At 63.9% G+C, this 16,028-nt stretch carries 13 protein-coding genes; 10 read left to right on the forward strand and 3 right to left on the reverse strand.

Annotated features, from left to right (window positions below; translation table 11 throughout):
- Nucleotides 1–103 precede the first annotated feature (103 nt).
- From GXB81_RS00530 to GXB81_RS00550, 5 genes are all read left to right on the forward strand, one after another.
- Nucleotides 104–661 (forward strand): MarR family winged helix-turn-helix transcriptional regulator, encoded by a 558-nt coding sequence (locus GXB81_RS00530; RefSeq protein ID WP_205988010.1) that lies wholly within the window; start codon nucleotides 104–106, stop codon nucleotides 659–661.
- A 657-nt stretch (nucleotides 662–1,318) separates the two neighbouring features.
- Nucleotides 1,319–3,013 (forward strand): thiamine pyrophosphate-binding protein, encoded by a 1,695-nt coding sequence (locus GXB81_RS00535; protein WP_167048586.1) that lies wholly within the window; start codon nucleotides 1,319–1,321, stop codon nucleotides 3,011–3,013.
- A 22-nt stretch (nucleotides 3,014–3,035) separates the two neighbouring features.
- Nucleotides 3,036–4,322, forward strand: coding sequence for an FAD-dependent oxidoreductase (locus GXB81_RS00540; protein WP_205988011.1), 1,287 nt, complete (start codon nucleotides 3,036–3,038; stop codon nucleotides 4,320–4,322).
- A 32-nt stretch (nucleotides 4,323–4,354) separates the two neighbouring features.
- Nucleotides 4,355–5,110 (forward strand): aspartate/glutamate racemase family protein, encoded by a 756-nt coding sequence (locus GXB81_RS00545; RefSeq protein WP_205988012.1) that lies wholly within the window; start codon nucleotides 4,355–4,357, stop codon nucleotides 5,108–5,110.
- 79 nt (nucleotides 5,111–5,189) lie between these two features.
- Nucleotides 5,190–5,888 carry a GntR family transcriptional regulator gene (locus GXB81_RS00550; RefSeq protein ID WP_205988013.1) on the forward strand — a complete coding sequence of 233 codons (699 nt, stop codon included), beginning with the start codon at nucleotides 5,190–5,192 and terminating at the stop codon, nucleotides 5,886–5,888.
- Between the two features lie 70 nt (nucleotides 5,889–5,958).
- Here the strand turns inward: GXB81_RS00550 and GXB81_RS00555 are convergent, their stop codons facing one another.
- Nucleotides 5,959–7,707, reverse strand: a complete 1,749-nt coding sequence (locus GXB81_RS00555) for a gamma-glutamyltransferase (RefSeq protein WP_205988014.1) — start codon at nucleotides 7,705–7,707, stop codon at nucleotides 5,959–5,961.
- A gap of 118 nt (nucleotides 7,708–7,825) precedes the next feature.
- Here GXB81_RS00555 and GXB81_RS00560 point away from each other — a divergent pair, with 118 nt between their 5' ends.
- The 4 genes from GXB81_RS00560 to GXB81_RS00575 all read left to right on the forward strand — a co-directional run bounded on the left by GXB81_RS00560 (nucleotide 7,826) and on the right by GXB81_RS00575 (nucleotide 12,371).
- The gene (locus GXB81_RS00560) at nucleotides 7,826–9,154 is read left to right on the forward strand and encodes an MFS transporter (protein WP_205988015.1); all 1,329 of its coding nucleotides are present in this window, start codon (nucleotides 7,826–7,828) and stop codon (nucleotides 9,152–9,154) included.
- A 215-nt stretch (nucleotides 9,155–9,369) separates the two neighbouring features.
- A complete protein-coding gene (locus GXB81_RS00565) occupies nucleotides 9,370–10,608 on the forward strand; it encodes a porin (protein WP_205988016.1) in 1,239 nt (412 codons plus the stop codon).
- A gap of 171 nt (nucleotides 10,609–10,779) precedes the next feature.
- Nucleotides 10,780–11,577, forward strand: a complete 798-nt coding sequence (locus tag GXB81_RS00570) for an alpha/beta hydrolase (protein ID WP_205988017.1) — start codon at nucleotides 10,780–10,782, stop codon at nucleotides 11,575–11,577.
- Between the two features lie 356 nt (nucleotides 11,578–11,933).
- Nucleotides 11,934–12,371, forward strand: coding sequence for an SET domain-containing protein-lysine N-methyltransferase (locus GXB81_RS00575; RefSeq protein WP_205988018.1), 438 nt, complete (start codon nucleotides 11,934–11,936; stop codon nucleotides 12,369–12,371).
- Between the two features lie 144 nt (nucleotides 12,372–12,515).
- Here GXB81_RS00575 and GXB81_RS00580 read toward each other — a convergent pair whose 3' ends face one another.
- A complete protein-coding gene (locus GXB81_RS00580; protein WP_167048568.1) occupies nucleotides 12,516–13,766 on the reverse strand; it encodes an MFS transporter in 1,251 nt (416 codons plus the stop codon).
- Between the two features lie 116 nt (nucleotides 13,767–13,882).
- A complete protein-coding gene (locus GXB81_RS00585; protein WP_205988019.1) occupies nucleotides 13,883–15,016 on the reverse strand; it encodes a mandelate racemase/muconate lactonizing enzyme family protein in 1,134 nt (377 codons plus the stop codon).
- Nucleotides 15,017–15,131: 115 nt separating this feature from the next.
- Here GXB81_RS00585 and GXB81_RS00590 point away from each other — a divergent pair, with 115 nt between their 5' ends.
- On the forward strand, nucleotides 15,132–15,866 hold the full coding sequence (locus tag GXB81_RS00590) for a FadR/GntR family transcriptional regulator (RefSeq protein ID WP_167048564.1): 735 nt from the start codon (nucleotides 15,132–15,134) through the stop codon (nucleotides 15,864–15,866).
- The last annotated feature ends 162 nt before the right edge of the window (nucleotides 15,867–16,028 follow it).

Raw genomic sequence — 16,028 nt, forward strand, 5'->3', positions numbered from 1 at the left:
CACCTTAGGCCACCAATTTCTGCATGTCAACGGGCCACGCATAGCGTTGCGAAAAGACCGGCCGGAAACCACCAGCGGGATGTTTCCTCGAGGAGAAAAAGCAATGAATACGGCAAAGGGAAATCGTTCGAGCGGCAGAAAAAAGGAGAGCGGCGCGACGGCGGCGCCCCAAAGCACGGGGCCTCATTCATCACAGGAAAAGACAGGCCGCGCCGACATACCGCCCGACGCCTCGTACTTCACCGACCGCTTCGTGCCGTATCTGATCAACCACGCGGCCAGCCTGTTCAACCTGCAATTCAGGAAAGACCTGCGCAAGCTCGATATTTCGGTCATGCAATGGCGCGCGCTGGCCGTGCTGCACGGCGAGCCGGGATTGGCGCTGCGGGAAATCGTGGCGAAAACCGCAATCGACCAGCCGACGCTGAGCCGGGTCGTCGATCAATTGCACGAGCGCGGCTTGATCGAGCGCGCCGCGCGGGAATCGGACAGCCGATACCTGAGCCTGTCGCTCACCGCAAGCGGTGAGGATCTTTATCAGAACCTTTGGCAACTTGCATGGAAGCATTACCAAAGGGGGACGTCTCATCTGACGCCTGAGGAGACCGAGACGCTCATGATGTTGCTGAAGAAAACGATCAGCAGTCTTGAGGCAAATTGAATCGCACCGGTTTATTGCGGCTTGATCGGTCGTGAGTCGTGATTGCGCGCCGGCTGGAGAGCGAGGCGGATCGCTTCGTTCGCCAACACGCGGAATCGCACAACCAACCGAGTCCCGGGCAACGCCTTCTCTACCATTCACCACGGGCGATCAAGACATTGCTGGGCACCGCTCTTCGCGCTGTCTCCCGCCCGGCTTGACCGGCACATCATTCAAGCCTGCCCGCCCATCACGGCACCGGTTTTCCCGGAACCGAACATCAACTCCGATAGCGCGGCTGTCGCCTGCTGGATCGCCGATTCAATCGACGCGATCCCGTCATGCAGACAATTTCGTCGCTTAAGTCCGCGCGCTGCCCCCTTGCTGCCGGAGGCGTCTGATCTCTTCCTTCATGGCGCCCGCAACGGGCGACTCCCGCGCAGACTACCAGGACCCAACGCTTCGGATTCCAGAGTTATCTCTTTTGCCCGTCAAATTCGAAGCGCCTTTGCCCGCCTTCGTCAGTCCGGCACGCCCCCGCAGTTTCCGCATCCCCACCCAAGCGAACCGAACATCTAAGGGATACGCCTTATCCTTGTATGTATCCAAATTTGGATATAGTATTGAATACCAAACGCCGGGGGACGCTCCGGAGCCTACCTGTCCAGAGGAGTGTTCATGAGTAAATTGTCCGGCGCCGAAGCCATGGTGCGCATGCTGCAACTCAATGGCGTCAAACATATATTCGGACTGTGCGGCGACACCAGCCTGCCGTTCTACGACGCGCTTCACCGTCTCGATCACGGCATGCAGCACATTCTGACCCGCGACGAGCGTAGCGCCGCCTACATGGCGGACGGCTACGCCCGCGTCACCGGCAAGGTGGGCATATGCGAAGGCCCGAGCGGCGGCGGCGCCACGTATCTGCTGCCGGGACTCGTGGAAGCCAACGAGTCGTCGATTGCCGTCATCGGCATCACGTCCGACGTCTCGGTCGGCTCGCGCGGCCGCTATCCGCTGACCGAGCTCGACCAGAAAGCGCTATACCGTCCGCTCACCAAATGGAACACCACCATCGACCGCGTCGACCAGATTCCCGGCGCGGTGCGCGGCGCTTTCCGCGCGGCCACCACCGGCCGGCCGGGCGCGGCTCATCTATGCCTGCCGTACGACGTACAGAAACACGAAATGGATTACCCGGACCTGTGGGCCCAGCCGGGTCACGACCGCTTTCCGGCCATGCGCACCGCCCCGGCACGCGACGACCTGGTACGCGCCGCCGAACATCTGCTGTCAGCCCGCACCCCGGTGATACTCTGCGGCGGCGGCGTGGTCATCGCCGGTGCTTGCGCCGAGCTGCAAAAACTGGCGGAAGCGCTCAATGCGCCGGTCTGCACCACGGTAAGCGGCCAGGGAAGCCTCGCCGACACCCACCCGCTGAACGTCGGCGTCGTCGGTTCGAACGGCGGCGTGCTCGCCACCCGCGAGGTGCTGGCCGCCGCGGATGTCGTGCTCATCATCGGCTGCCGTGCCGGCTCGACTTCCACCGAACACTGGAAGGTGCCCAATGCGTCGGTGCCCATCCTGCATATCGATTCGGACCCGATGGTGGTCGGCACCAACTACCGCACCGAGGTCGGCATGGTGGGCGACGCTCTGCTGGCGCTGCAAATCCTCAACGAGGAAGTACGGGACCGTCTGCCGCAACGGCGCGGCGACACCAGCGACGGTCATGCGCTCGCGCGGGCGGCGCGGCACGCGAAGTCGGAAGCCTTCCTGCAGCTGGCCGCGTCGAACGACACGCCGATCAAGCCCGAGCGCGTGGTCGACGCACTGAACCGCCTGCTGCCCGACGACGCCATCGTGGTGGCCGACCCCGGCACCCCCTGCCCTTACTTCTCCGCCTATTTCTCGGCCGCGCACTCCGGCCGGCACTTCATCACCAATCGCGCGCACGGCGCGCTCGGCTTCTCGATGGCGGCCGGCGTCGGTGCGTCGATCGGGCGCCCGGGCTGCAAGGTCGTCTCGGTCATGGGCGACGGCAGTTTCGGCTTTACCGTCGGCGAACTGGAAACCGTGGTGCGCCACAAGGTACCGTTGCTGATGATCGTGTTCTCCAATTCCGTCTACGGCTGGATCAAGGCCAGCCAGAAAGCCGGCTACGAGGAGCGCTATTTCTCCGTGGACTTCGACCGCACCGACCATGCGCGCGTAGCCGCCGCCTATGGCGTCGCTTCATGGAAAGTCGAGGACCCCGGACAGCTCGATGCCGTGCTGCGCGCCGCCATCGCACATGGCGGACCGGCGCTGGTCGACATCATCACGCAGCCGCTCCAGGAAACCGCCGCGCCGGTCAGCCAGTGGATGGGCTGAGCGACGCACGGGCCACCGGAACATGAACAACGCAATCAGGACAGACAACCGGCCAATCGCCGTGCTCGGCGCCGGTACGGTCGGCCTATGCGCCGCCGCCGCGCTGCGCGAAGCCGGCTACGCGGTGGTCGTGATCGACCGCGCGGCGCCGGCACAGGGCGGCGCCTCGCTGGGCAACGCAGGCTGTATCAACCCGTCGTCGATCATTCCGGTCGCCATGCCGGGCGTGGTGCGGAAAGTGCCCGGCTGGCTGCTGCAACCGGATGGTCCGCTGGTGCTGCGCGCCGCCTGGCTGCCGCGCATGCTGCCGTGGCTGACGAGCTTCGTGCGGGCGGGCAATGCGGCAACCGTCGAGGCCTCGGCCGCCGCCTTGCAACGCCTGCTGGCCGGCAACGTCGAAGCCTGGCAGGCGCTGGCAGCGCAAGCCGGCGCGCGGGACCTGCTGCACGATCGCGGCAACCTGGTGGTCTACTCGACCGCGGAAGGCCACGCGGCCGACCAGCGCGCGATACGCCTGCGAACCGATCACGGCATCGCCGTCGAGACGCTCGATACCGCCGCGCTGCGCGACCTGGAGCCCGACCTCGCACCGGTCTTCACGCGCGGCTATCTGATGCCCGGCAATGCGCACCTGACCGATCCGGGCGAGTTCCTGACCCGCATCGCCGACTGGCTGGCGACACGCGGCGTGGAGTTTCGCCGCGCGGAAATCTCCGGACTACGGAGCAATGGCTCCGCAGTCACGGAAGTCGTGCTGACCGGCGAGACGCTGCCTGTGCAAGCGGTGGTGATCGCGTTGGGTGCCTGGTCGGGTCCGCTTGCGCGAACGCTGGGAGACCGCGTGCTACTCGACACCGAACGCGGCTATCACGTCGAAACGCCGGAGACCGAGGCCGGTCCGCGCCTGCCGGTCATGTGGGGCGAAGGCAAGGTGGTGGTGACGCCCATGCACGGCCGGGTCCGCTGTGCCGGCACGGTCGAGCTGGCCGGTTTGCGCGCCGCGCCGGACTGGCGCCGCGCCGATCTGCTAGCCCGGCTGCTTGGCCGCATGTACCCACGGCTGACACCCGGCGCCGAACGCGACGGCAGCGCGCATATGGCACGCTGGCTGGGCTTTCGCCCCAGTACGCCGGATTCGCTGCCGGTGATCGGCCGCTCCCGCCGCCACGCCAATGCCGTCTATGCGTTCGGCCACGGTCACGTCGGCCTCACGGCCGCGCCGGTCACAGGCCGGCTCGTCGCGAGTCTGATCGCCGGCCGGCCGGCCGCCATCGACCTCGCCCCCTACTCGATCGACCGCTTCCGCTGAAGCACCGCCTCTTACCGACACGGAGTCACCCCATGTCCTCAGACAGACACGCTGTTTCTTCCGCCAGCACGGCCGAGCGGTTCTACCATGGCGGCAAATCCGTCTATGGCGCACCGCTCGGCATCCTGATGCTGGATGCACGCTTCCCGCGCATTCCGGGCGACATGGGCAATGCCACGACCTGGCCGTTCCCGGTGCTCTACAAGGTGGTCAAGGGTGCCTCGCCCGACCTCGTCGTGCTGCGCGAGGCGAGCGGCACGCTGGAACGCTTTATCGACGCCGCGCGCGAACTGGTGGATCTCGGCGCCGAAGGCATCACCACCAACTGCGGCTTCCTCGCGCTTTTCCAGCGCGAGCTCCAGCAAACCGTACCGGTCCCGGTATTGACTTCCTCGCTGTTGCAGGTCGCCCAGGTCGGCCGCACGCTGGCGCCGGGCAAACGGGTGGGCATCGTGACGATCTCGTCGGCGACCCTCACGCCGCGCCATCTGAGCGCGGCCGGCGTGCCACCCGATACGCCGATCGCCGGCACCGACGAGGGCGCCGAGTTTTCGCGCGTCATCCTCGGCAACGAACTGACGCTCGATCGCGACCTGGCCGAGCGCGACGTCGTGACGGCCGCCATCACGCTGACGCGCAACCATCCGGACGTGGGCGCCATCGTACTGGAGTGCACCAATATGTGCCCGTACGCGAACGCGGTACGATGCGCGACCGGTTTGCCGGTGTTCGACATCTACAGCCTCGTCAGCTGGTTCCAGCTCGGCCTCGCGCCACGCCGGTTCTGAAGCGGCCAGCAAGTTGACCGGACGCCCGCGGCTCATTAATGTATACAGCTTTGGATAATGCCTGCGGGCACCTCACGTCATGCCGCGAACAGCCGCCCCTCGGGAAACGCCACCGGTCCGGGTCAATATTGCCGAGGACGTTTTCTGCCGTCTGCGGGACATGGCCATCCAGTACGAGTTGAAGCCCGGCGAACGGCTCAACGAAGTCGATCTGGCGGAACGTCTGGGCGTGAGCCGCACGCCTGTGCGCGAAGCGCTCTACCGGCTGGCCCAGGAAGGTTTTCTGGTCGAATCGGGCCGCGGCTACAGCCGTCGGCAACTGGACGTCAAGGAAACGCTGGATCTGTATGAAGCACGCTGTGCGATCGAGGCCGAATGCGCGCGGCTGGCCGCCGAGCGCGCGTCGGACGAAGCGCTCGACGAGATCGACGCGTTTCTCAAATCCAGTGCCGGCGTGCCGGCCGACACGTCGGCATCGCATCTGGTCGAACTGGACGAAGCGTTCCACGAGCGCATCGCGCGGGCGAGCGGCAATGCCGAGTTGATGCGCATCCTGATCAATCTCAATCACCGGATACGCTTCATCCGCTGGATCAATATGGAGAAGATCGGCCGCGACCACACCCAGGCCGAGCATCGCAAGATCCTTGCGGCACTGCGCAAACGCGACGCCGATGCGTGCGTGGCGCTGCTGCGCACTCATATTACGCACCGCACCGACCAGATCGTCGAAGCCATCACCGCTGGCCTCGCGCGTATTTATCTACAGCAGCCATAGCGGCTGCGGCAGGCGGTAACGACCGTCATGGCCGCACGGCACGACGGCGCTCATCGCGTTCGGTGCATGCCTACCACGCCAGCGCATAGCTCGGCCGCCGCGGATCGGCACCGGCGGTCAACACCCCCCGCCCGGGATCGCTGACGATCATGCAGGCGCCGCCGGCCTTCCAGCCGAACTGCGGCCACCAGTCCACCTCGTGCCCGAGTTGAGCCAGCGCGTCGCCGGTTTGCGGCGGCAGCCGTGCCTCGAGCTTGATCTTGCGCGGCGTATACGCGTGCGGATCGGTCGTGAGGGGGAAGCCGTAAGTGGCAAAGCGCGGCGCTTCCACCGCCTGCTGCGGGTCCATGCCGAAATCGACGACGTTCAGGAAAGCCTGCAGCATGGCCTGGATCTGCACGTCGCCGCCCGGCGAACCGAACGGCAGCGCGCGGCGGCCACGCTCGCCGTGTACGTCGTCGGGATGCGCAGGGCCGAACGCGATCATCGGGCTCGGTGTGAGCCGGGGCCGCTTGCCGGGCGCCAGCACCGAGGGATGCCCCGGATCGGTCCACGACTGCGCGCCGCGGCTGGACGGCATCATGCCGGTGCCGGGAATGATCGGGCTCTCGCAGGTCGCGTCGCTCGGTGTGGCTGAAAACAGATTGCCGTGCCGATCCGCCACGCACACGTACGAGGTGTCCAGCGCGGACACGTCGACGCCGCTCTCCAGCGGCTGCGCCGCCGGCATGCCGTCGAACACCCGATCGGCGCGGATACGCGCGCGCAGGCGGCTGGTGTAGTCGTCCGACAGCAGCCGCTGCAGCGGCACGTCGACATAGCGCGGATCGCCGAAGTATCGCTCGCGATCGGCGAACGTCAGCTTGAGCGCCTCGACCACGGTGTGCACGTAGGCCGGGCTGTTGTGTCCCAGCGCGGCGAGATCCACGCCTTCGAGCACCTTGAGCGTCTGTCCCAGGAGTGGCCCCTGGCACCATGGCGGGCAGCTATAGAGCTCGTATCCCTTGTAGCGGACCATGACGGGCCGCTCCACTTCCGCGTCGAACGACGCCAGATCTTCCGCCGCCAGCCAGCCGCCATGCTCGCGGTGATAGCTCAGCATGGCCGCGGCGATGTCGCCACGATAGAACGCGTCGTGCGCGGCGGCGAGACCATGCAGACGGCCACGGCCGGCCGCCCGCCGCTCCTCGTCGACCATGAACTGCAGCGTGCGCGCAAGATCGGCCTGCACGAACAGCTCGCCCACCGCCGGCGGACGACCGCCTGGAAGATAGATGCGCGCATTGGCCTCCCAGCGGCGGTAGCCGTCCTCGTGCTCGCGGATGGTTTCGGCCATCAGCGCATGCATGGCGAAACCATCGCGCGCGAAACCGATGGCGGCCTGCGCCACGTCGCCGAACGACAGCGTGCCGTAGTGCCGCAACGCGGTGATCCACGCCGCGGGCGCGGCCGGCACCACCGTCCGCAGCACCCCCGGGGGGATGCGCCCGCCATGCTCGCGCCGCAGATACTCTGCCGACGCCGCCCGTGGCCAGCCGCCCAGGCCCGCGATCGACACCACCTCGCGCCGCGCGGCCAGATAGATCAGGATCGGTGCAACCCCGGCCATGCTGACCAGATCGCTCTGCAACACACTCAATGCAATGCCGGCCGCGACGCCGGCATCGACCGCGTTGCCACCGCCTTCCAGCACGCGCATCGCCGCGTGCGCGGCACCATAGTGGCCGGCCACTACTGCATGACGCCGGCCCGTCACGGGCGGGCGATAACTATCGATCCCGCGTACGGCAGCAGCGGACGGAAGCTCGACGGTTGCCATGGGAAAACCCTCGGTTGCTATTGGATGTAATCGACACAATAATGTATCCAAACAACAATACATACATGGATACTAATTTACGCTGTTCGATACGTCAACTCGTGCAAGGGTAAAGGACATGCAATCAAACAACGGCGGAGCCTCTGCCGCAACCAGTCGTGCGCGTCTGAGAAGCATCGTCGTCTCGGCGACGATCGGCAATGCGCTGGAGTGGTACGACTTTCTGGTCTATGGCTACTTCGCCAGTGTCATCGCGAAAGTGTTCTTTCCGGTGCACGACGAGTGGGTGTCACTGCTGCTGTCGATCGGCACCTTCAGCGTCTCCTTCGTCACGCGGCCGGTCGGTGCCGTGGTGCTGGGTCTGTACGCGGACCGTCGCGGCCGCAAGGCGGCGCTCACGCTATCGATCTTCATGATGACCGCCGGCACGCTGGTGATCACGCTGATGCCCGGCTACAGCCGGATCGGCCTGTTCGCACCGCTCGGCATCCTGTGCGCGCGCCTGCTCCAGGGCTTCGCGGTCGGCGGGGAATACGGCAGCGCCACCGCCTTCATGGTGGAACACAATCCGGACAAGCGCGGCTATGCCGCCAGCTGGATGTTCTCCAGCCAGGGCATGTCCACCATCCTTGCCGCCTCCATCGGCAGTGCGTTGACCGTCGCACTGAGCGCGGAGCAGCTGCAATCGTGGGGCTGGCGGGTACCCTTCGCACTGGGCCTGCTGATTGGACCGGTCGGTTACTACATCCGCCGTCGGCTGGAAGAATCGCCGGAATTTCTCGCCGTCCACGCACGCACGACACCGCGGTCGCGCACCGCCGGCAGCGGACAGACGGGCAAGCTGCTGATCGCTACCGGCATCGTGGCGCTCTCCACGGTGATGACCTATGTGCTGCAACTGTACATGCCGCTCTATGCCGTCAGGCAGTTGCACCTGCCGGCCGCGCAATCGCTCGGCATCGTGGCGCTCAACGGCTTCCTCCAGTTCGCGCTGTCGCCCGTCATGGGAGCGCTGTCGGATCGCGTCGGCCCCATACGCGTCATGCTGACTACCGCGATGGCAATGGCCGTCTCGGTCTATCCGATGTTTCTCTGGCTCAAATACCACCCGACCATGGCGTGGCTGCTCGGGCTGGAAGTGATCGCCGGACTGTACAAGGCGGGTTATTCCGGACCCATGCCGGCATTGGTATCGGAAATCTTTCCAGTCGAAACGCGCTCGACCGGCCTGTCGTTTTCCTACAGCCTCGGGGTCACGTTATTCGGCGGCTTCTCGCCCTTCTTCGTGACCTGGGTCATCGGCGTCACGGGCGACACGCTGGCACCGAGCTATTACGTGCTGATGGCGGCGCTGATCAGCGGCGCCGCGCTCTCAGCGGTGGGCTGGCGTCGCGGCGAATGGCCGTTCGGGCGCCGACGCCATGTGGCAAATGCGCGGATACGCTGATGCCGCCTGGGCGGCAAGGCGTGCAACGTGACGCAGGACGCTCTCCGCCCGGCGAGTCGATGCCCAGTCATGTCGACGATGTTTCGACATGGCTTAACGTCAACCGCCGAAACCGTTTCGCTAAAAATTTCTTCCAGATAATTAGCATGTCTAATTTATAGATATTTGAATAAGGTTATTCAATTCCAGAAAGACGACAACTCAAGGAGACGCGAATGAAGATTCAAAAACTATCCGCAGTCGTTGCGTTAGCGACGATCGGATATAGCGCGCAAGCCTTTGCGCAGAGCAGTGTCACGCTCTACGGACTGATCGACGCCGGCATCAATTTCACGAGTAACGTGCAAACCGCACGGCCCGCCAGCGGTCCGCAAGGCAATCACCAATACTCGTTCCAGGATGGCGCGACGGGCGGTATTCGCGGTAGCCGATGGGGAATCAGGGGTGTCGAGGATCTGGGAGGTGGACTTAAGGCGGTATTCGTACTCGAAAACGGCTTCAGCATTGGAAACGGCGCCTTGGCGCAAGGTGGCGCGGAGTTCGGACGCCAGGCATTCGTCGGATTGCAAAGCTCATACGGCACCCTGACACTGGGACGTCAATATGACTCCGTGGTCGACTATACCCAGTTATTCCAGTCTGGAGCGCAATGGGCGGGATACATGGGTGCCCACGCCGGCGACGTCGACAACGCATTGAACACCCGACGCATCAACAATGCCGTGAAGTTCGCCAGCAACGATTATTCCGGGCTACGGTTCGGCGGTTTATACAGTTTCGGCGGGGTGCCCGGCAGTGTTTCCCGTAACCAGGTGTGGTCGTTGGGCGGCGGGTATACGCACGGTCCATTCGGACTTGGGATGGCCTATCTGAACGCTCGCAATCCAAACCTGGGGTTCTACGGCAGCAATCCCAATAACGGTACGACTGCCGCGAGCAACAATCTTGGCTCGCTGGGGTCGGCGACGACGCCGGAGTCCAATCCCATCTATGCCGGTTATGCATCGGCCTCCACGTTGCAGATCATCAGTGCAGCGGGTTCGTATCAGATCGGTAGCGCAACGCTGGGACTGACTTACTCAAACGTGCAGTTTCGCGGACTCGGCTCCACGAGCGGGCCGAATCCGCTGGGTTACACAGGCAATGCGCGGTTTAACAACGTCGAAGTGAACGGCAGATATCAGCTAACGCCTGCATGGCTCGCCGGCATCGCCTATATCTATACGAATGCAAGCGGCGCCGAAAACCGGAGCGGAGCGTTGTATCACCAGCTGCAAGCAGGGTCCGACTATTTCCTGTCCAAGCGCACCGACGTGTATTTCATCGTCGTTTATCAGCATGCGAGTGGAACCGACTCGCTCGGTCAGCCGGCGGTTGCGTATCTGACCGGGCAAACGCCATCGGCAAGCAACCACCAGCTTGCGCTACGCATAGGGATTACGCACCGGTTCTGATTGTCGACCCCACTGCTCCAAAATTCCAGCCACTGCTGTCGTACGGAAACACGTGCCCGCCTATTGACTCTCGTTCGAGCGATTGATAGCATGGCCTCACTTTCAAAACGCCCTCCCGGTTCGCCGGGAGGGCGTTTCGTTTTGGTTCCGCCATCTGAATGGAACCCTGAAATGAAAGTACCCCTTGAAATCCGTCCGGGCTCGGACGCCGGCCTCGGCTATGTACAGTACGGCCAGGGCCCGATTCATGTACTGGTCATGCATGACTGGCTCGGGGACCACGCCAGCTACGATGCAGTCATACCCTGGCTCGATGGTCATGCGTTCACCTACGTTTTCGCCGATTTGCGCGGCTACGGGCAATCCATCGCATTGACGGGTGAATTCACCCTGGAGGAAATTGCCACCGATTGCCTCATGCTCGCCGATCGGCTCGGTTGGCAGCACTTCCACGTAATCGGTCACTCGATGACCGGGATGATGACGCAGCGCCTCGCGGCAGACGCGCCTTCTCGCGTCATCAGCGCAATCGCCGTGTGTCCGGTTTCCGCTGCCGGAAACCGGTTGAGTCCGGAAGCCCTGACTTTCTTTGCCAGCACCGTAGAGGACGACAACGCCCTTCGGCGGTTATTCAAGTTCGTCTCCGGCGGGCTTTCCGACGAGTGGGTCGATAGCAAGGTGCAATATAACCGCGACACCGTAGCGCCAGCCTGCCGGAAGAAATACCTCGACATGCTGGTCACGGCAAATTTCGTCGACGACGTACGGGGACTCGAAACCCCTTTCCTGGTCATGATTGGCGACAAAGATCCGGGGCTCGATGCGCTGGCCATGCAGCGCACCTTTCTCGCATGGCATCCGAACGCGGAGCTGCACGTTATTCCTGACAGCGGCCATTACCCGATGCAGCAATGTCCGTCCTACTTCGCCACCGTCGTCGAAAGCTTCCTGAAGCACCAAACCGCCTGACGGGCCCAGGCAACACCCGCGCGCGGCGTCACGCCGTCACGTCGCGCGCAATCGTTGCGTCGAGGTCCGCGAAAGGCAGAGACGCGGCGTTGTCTGTCGTGCGCGTTACGATTGCGCGCCCAACGGATACGGAAGACACGAAGGAATGTCCAAAGTCAGGGTGCCGGTCGCATCGTCAAGGCGAAAGTACGAGTACGTCCACGGCAATGCTTAAATATCCAAAATAGTGGACATCGGCGGAATGGACGACTCCGGACACCGCATGACGATGCTCATGTTTCGCACGATTCAAATGCCGCCCAATGACTTATCCTCCGGCTATACTCGGAGCCTCTCTCCTCCTCGCGTGGCCCGGTATGAAGCGTGTCTCCGTACGGCAATCCTCTGTTCATGGAAAGGGCGTTTTTGCGCTTCGGGCGATTTCCACGGGCGAGCGCATCTTCGAGTACAAAGGTCTGGTGACCTCGTGGCGGGAAGCCGCCCGCCACTACGCGAAACGCGAGGAGAGCGGGCACACGTTCCTGTTCGGCCTGTCCGACGGACGCGTGATCGACGGCGGCCGCGGCGGGAATGGCTCGCGGTGGCTCAATCACGCGTGCATGGCAAACTGTGAAGCCGCCGAAGAAGACGGTCGCGTCTACATTGACGCGATCCGCGACATTGCGCCAGGCGAGGAGCTGTTTATCGATTACTCGCTCGAAATACCGCCCGAAGAAGCCGACGAGGCGCGCAACGATTACGCATGCCACTGCAACACCAAGGATTGCCGTGGCACGATGCTCAACCTGGCCTGAACCCGACCGATCTGTTTCGCCGCGCGCCTCGACCGGAAGGCGGCGGCGCGGAGCGTCCGCATGGTGCATGCATACACGTCCGCACATCAGCGCGATATAACGCCACCGCAACGCCACCGCAACGCCATCGCGCGAAGACCAGATTCACCCCTGCCTGGTCACCCGGCCAAACAGCAGCAGCGAGATACCGCCTAGCACGACAAACGCGCCCAACGTCGCGAAGCCGGGAATATACGAACCCGTCGACTGATACAGCATGCCCACCACGAAGCCGGCCATGGTGCCGCCACCGCCGGCGCCGATACCGTTGATGATGCCCGCGGCCGGACCCACGGCGTCCGGGTGCACGGTGCTTTGCACGATCGACCAGATGTTCGGCGAGAACGCGCTCGCATAAAACCCCAGCGAAAGCGTAATCAGGATCATCTTGGCCATCGCGCCGCCCACGAACGGGAGAGTCACGACGAGCAGGCCAGGAATGAGCAACCCGAGTCCGGCGATCAGGGTGCGCCGCTTCGTCCTGTCGCTCAGGCGTGAAAGCGGAATCGCCAGCACGACGGCGAACAGATAAGGGATGGAACTCGCGAATGCCTGTTCGAAGCCGGTAAAGCCGAGCGTCTTGACCGCGAGCGGAATCCACAGCGTGATGCCCCAGAACAGCGCCCCTTGCGTCAGGTAGCTGAACAACAGAAGCAGGAACGCGGGGCCGCCCAGCGAGGCGAGCGTCAACCGCTCTTTCTTCCCGGTCGAAACCGCGGGCTCGGGGAACGGCGCGGCGTCCTTGCGCGGCAAACGCCACAGATACAACGGCACGATAATCAAGAGTCCAAGCAGACCCGTGATATGAAACAGCGCGCGCCAGCCCAGCAGATCGTAGAACGGCGTCAGGATCATGAAGCCAAGACCGAGCGCCAGAAACTGACCGTAATACTGGATCAGGCTATTGGCGGTCGTCCGCTGCTCCGGGCTAAACCACGCTTTGGCGAAGCGCGATTGCTGCGGCCAGTAAATGCCTTCGGTCACGCCCAACACGACGCGGCAAACGAGCAGCGTGGCGATCGAGCCCGTCGTGCCTACGACGAGCGTCGCAACCGACCAGATCGCCACGCAGGCGATCATGATCCACTTCGGATCGCGCCGGCGCGTCAACAGGCCGCCGAGAATGTTCGCAATCGTATAGCCGATCAGAAAGGCCGTCAGCGCCCAACTGGATACCTTCGCGAACTGCGGGCCATCGAAACCGAGATCCCGCGCCACGCCCGGCAGGCCGACCGACAGATTCGAGCGGTCGAGGTAAGCGACGAACAACCCGATCATCAAGGTGCCGCCAATCGACCACCACGGTGCCGGCACCGCCGCGCTCCCGCCTGACGGCTCCAGTCGCTGTGTTTGCATGCTGCTTCTCCTTCCCTTGTTGTAGCGCCTGATGCGCCGGTGCGCGTTGCCCGACCGCAGGCGCGAGCGGTCGCCAGGTCATCGGAATGCCTGGGAAATGGCGGATTGGAAATGAATCAGCGAACCCGAAATGCTTCGAGCGCGTCGCGGTCGATCTCGATGCCAAGGCCCGGACCGTCCGGAATAGCCATGCCGCCGCCCGAGTGCACGAGCGGCGTCTTGAGAATCGCCTGGCGGATCGGATGCTCGGTCTGGTCCAGTTCGAGAATCGGCTCGACCGGCTGCAGCGAGGTCGGCGTATGCGTCGGCAGCGTCGCCATCAGTTGCAGCGAGGCGGCGATGCCGATGCCCGTACCCCAGACGTGCGGGTTGTAGCGAATGCCGAAGGTTGCCGCCATGTCGGCGATCTTCTTGCATTCGCTGATACCACCCGCGGCACACGTGTCCGGCTGAACGATATCGAGCGCGTGCGAGGCGAACACGTCGCGAAAACCGAGGCGGGTGAATTCGCACTCGCCGCCGGCAATCGGAATCGGCAGCGCGCGCTTCACCTCGCGATAGGCGTCGAGGTCTTCCGGGGGCACCGGTTCCTCGAACCAGCCGATATCCAGATGTTCGAGCTTGCGGCCCAACTGGATCGCCGCGACCGCGTCATACGCATGATTCGCGTCGATCATCAGGCCGACTTCCGGCCCGATGGCCTCGCGCACGGTGTGCGCGGCGAGGACGTCGTCACGGATACCGAAGCCGACTTTCAGCTTGACGGCATGAAATCCCTCGCGGACATAGCCGGCCGCTTCTTCGGCGAGATACTCCAGCGGGTTGCCGCCTTCGCGCCGATACAGCCCCGTGGCATACGCGCGCACCGAATTGCGCAACGGGCCGCCGAGCAAGTCGTAGACCGGCACGCCGAAGTGCTTCCCCTTGATGTCCCACAGCGCAATGTCGATGCCGCTGAGCGCTTCGACCACGAGCCCCTTCTGGCCGTGATCGCGCAAATCGGCGTAAATCTGCTGCCACAACCGGTCCGTGTGCAGCGGATTCTGGTTCAGCAGCCAGCGCGACATGGCCTGCACGACGGCCGACGTCATGCGTCCCGGTCCATAACATTCCCCCCAGCCGGTCAGCCCGGTATCCGTTTCGATTTCGACCAGCATCGCGGTGCGGCTGGCGTACCAGGCGCGCGAATAAGCGAACGGCTGGGATAATGATGCTTCGAGAACATGGGTGCGAACGGCGCTGATTTTCATCTGGGCTCCTTGGCGAATTGATTGACTGGCATCGCCTCGGTGCGGCAAGCCTAGATCGATTTATTAAATATTATTATATAATTCACTCACCTTTTAAGCGGGAAAACCCCAGGCCATGATGTTGAAAGGTCCCTTGCCCAAAACGCGCACCGAACAGGTAGTGGATGCGCTTGGGCGCGAAATCGTCTCCGGGAAGCTGGAGCCTGACAGTCCGCTGCCGGCGGAAGAGAACCTGCTGGCGCAGTACGGCGTGAGCCGGACGGTGTTACGCGAAGCGCTGCAGGTTCTGGCCGCCAAAGGGCTGATCGAGTCGCGCCAGAAACGCGGCACGCTGGTGACAGCACCGCCGAACTGGCATCAGCTCGACCCGGCCGTGCTCGGCTGGCACAGCCAGCTCAGCGCAAACGCACCGGTGCTAGTAGATCTGATCGAAATGCGCCGGCTCGTCGAGCCGTCCGCGGCGGCCCTGGCGGCGACCCGCTCCGGACCGGAAGACAAGACGCGGCTCGCGTCGGCGTATGAAGCGATGGCCACGGGCGCGCACACCGACGACACCGAAGGCTTCATCAAAGCCGATCTGGAGTTCCACACGGCCATCCTGCTCGCCGCGCACAACCGCTTCCTGTTGCCGCTGGCCCATGCTATCCGCGCGACGATGCTGGCATCGCTGCATCTGACCAATTCGCGCGCGGAAGAAAACCACGCGATCTCATTGCCGCTTCACAAGGCGATTCTCGACGCCATTCTCGCGGGTGACGGGCCCGGCGCGCACCGCGCAATGCTCGAACATCTCGACGACACGGAAATGCGCAGGCTGCGCTCCGCGCAGCAGCAAACGGACGACGAGTAACGCCGCTGCGCCCACTGCCCGCTGCTCGAGGCGCGATGCGGCCGTGATGGTCTGATCGGCTTGCCCCTGCCGTTGTGCGAATCGCTGACGCAAATGCCGATACGCCTCACAATGCGGGGCACGCATTGGAAATGCCGCCGTATTGACGCGCACGCATCTTCC

The organism is Paraburkholderia sp. Ac-20336 (assembly GCF_017105025.1).
In the GTDB taxonomy this organism is placed as follows: domain Bacteria; phylum Pseudomonadota; class Gammaproteobacteria; order Burkholderiales; family Burkholderiaceae; genus Paraburkholderia.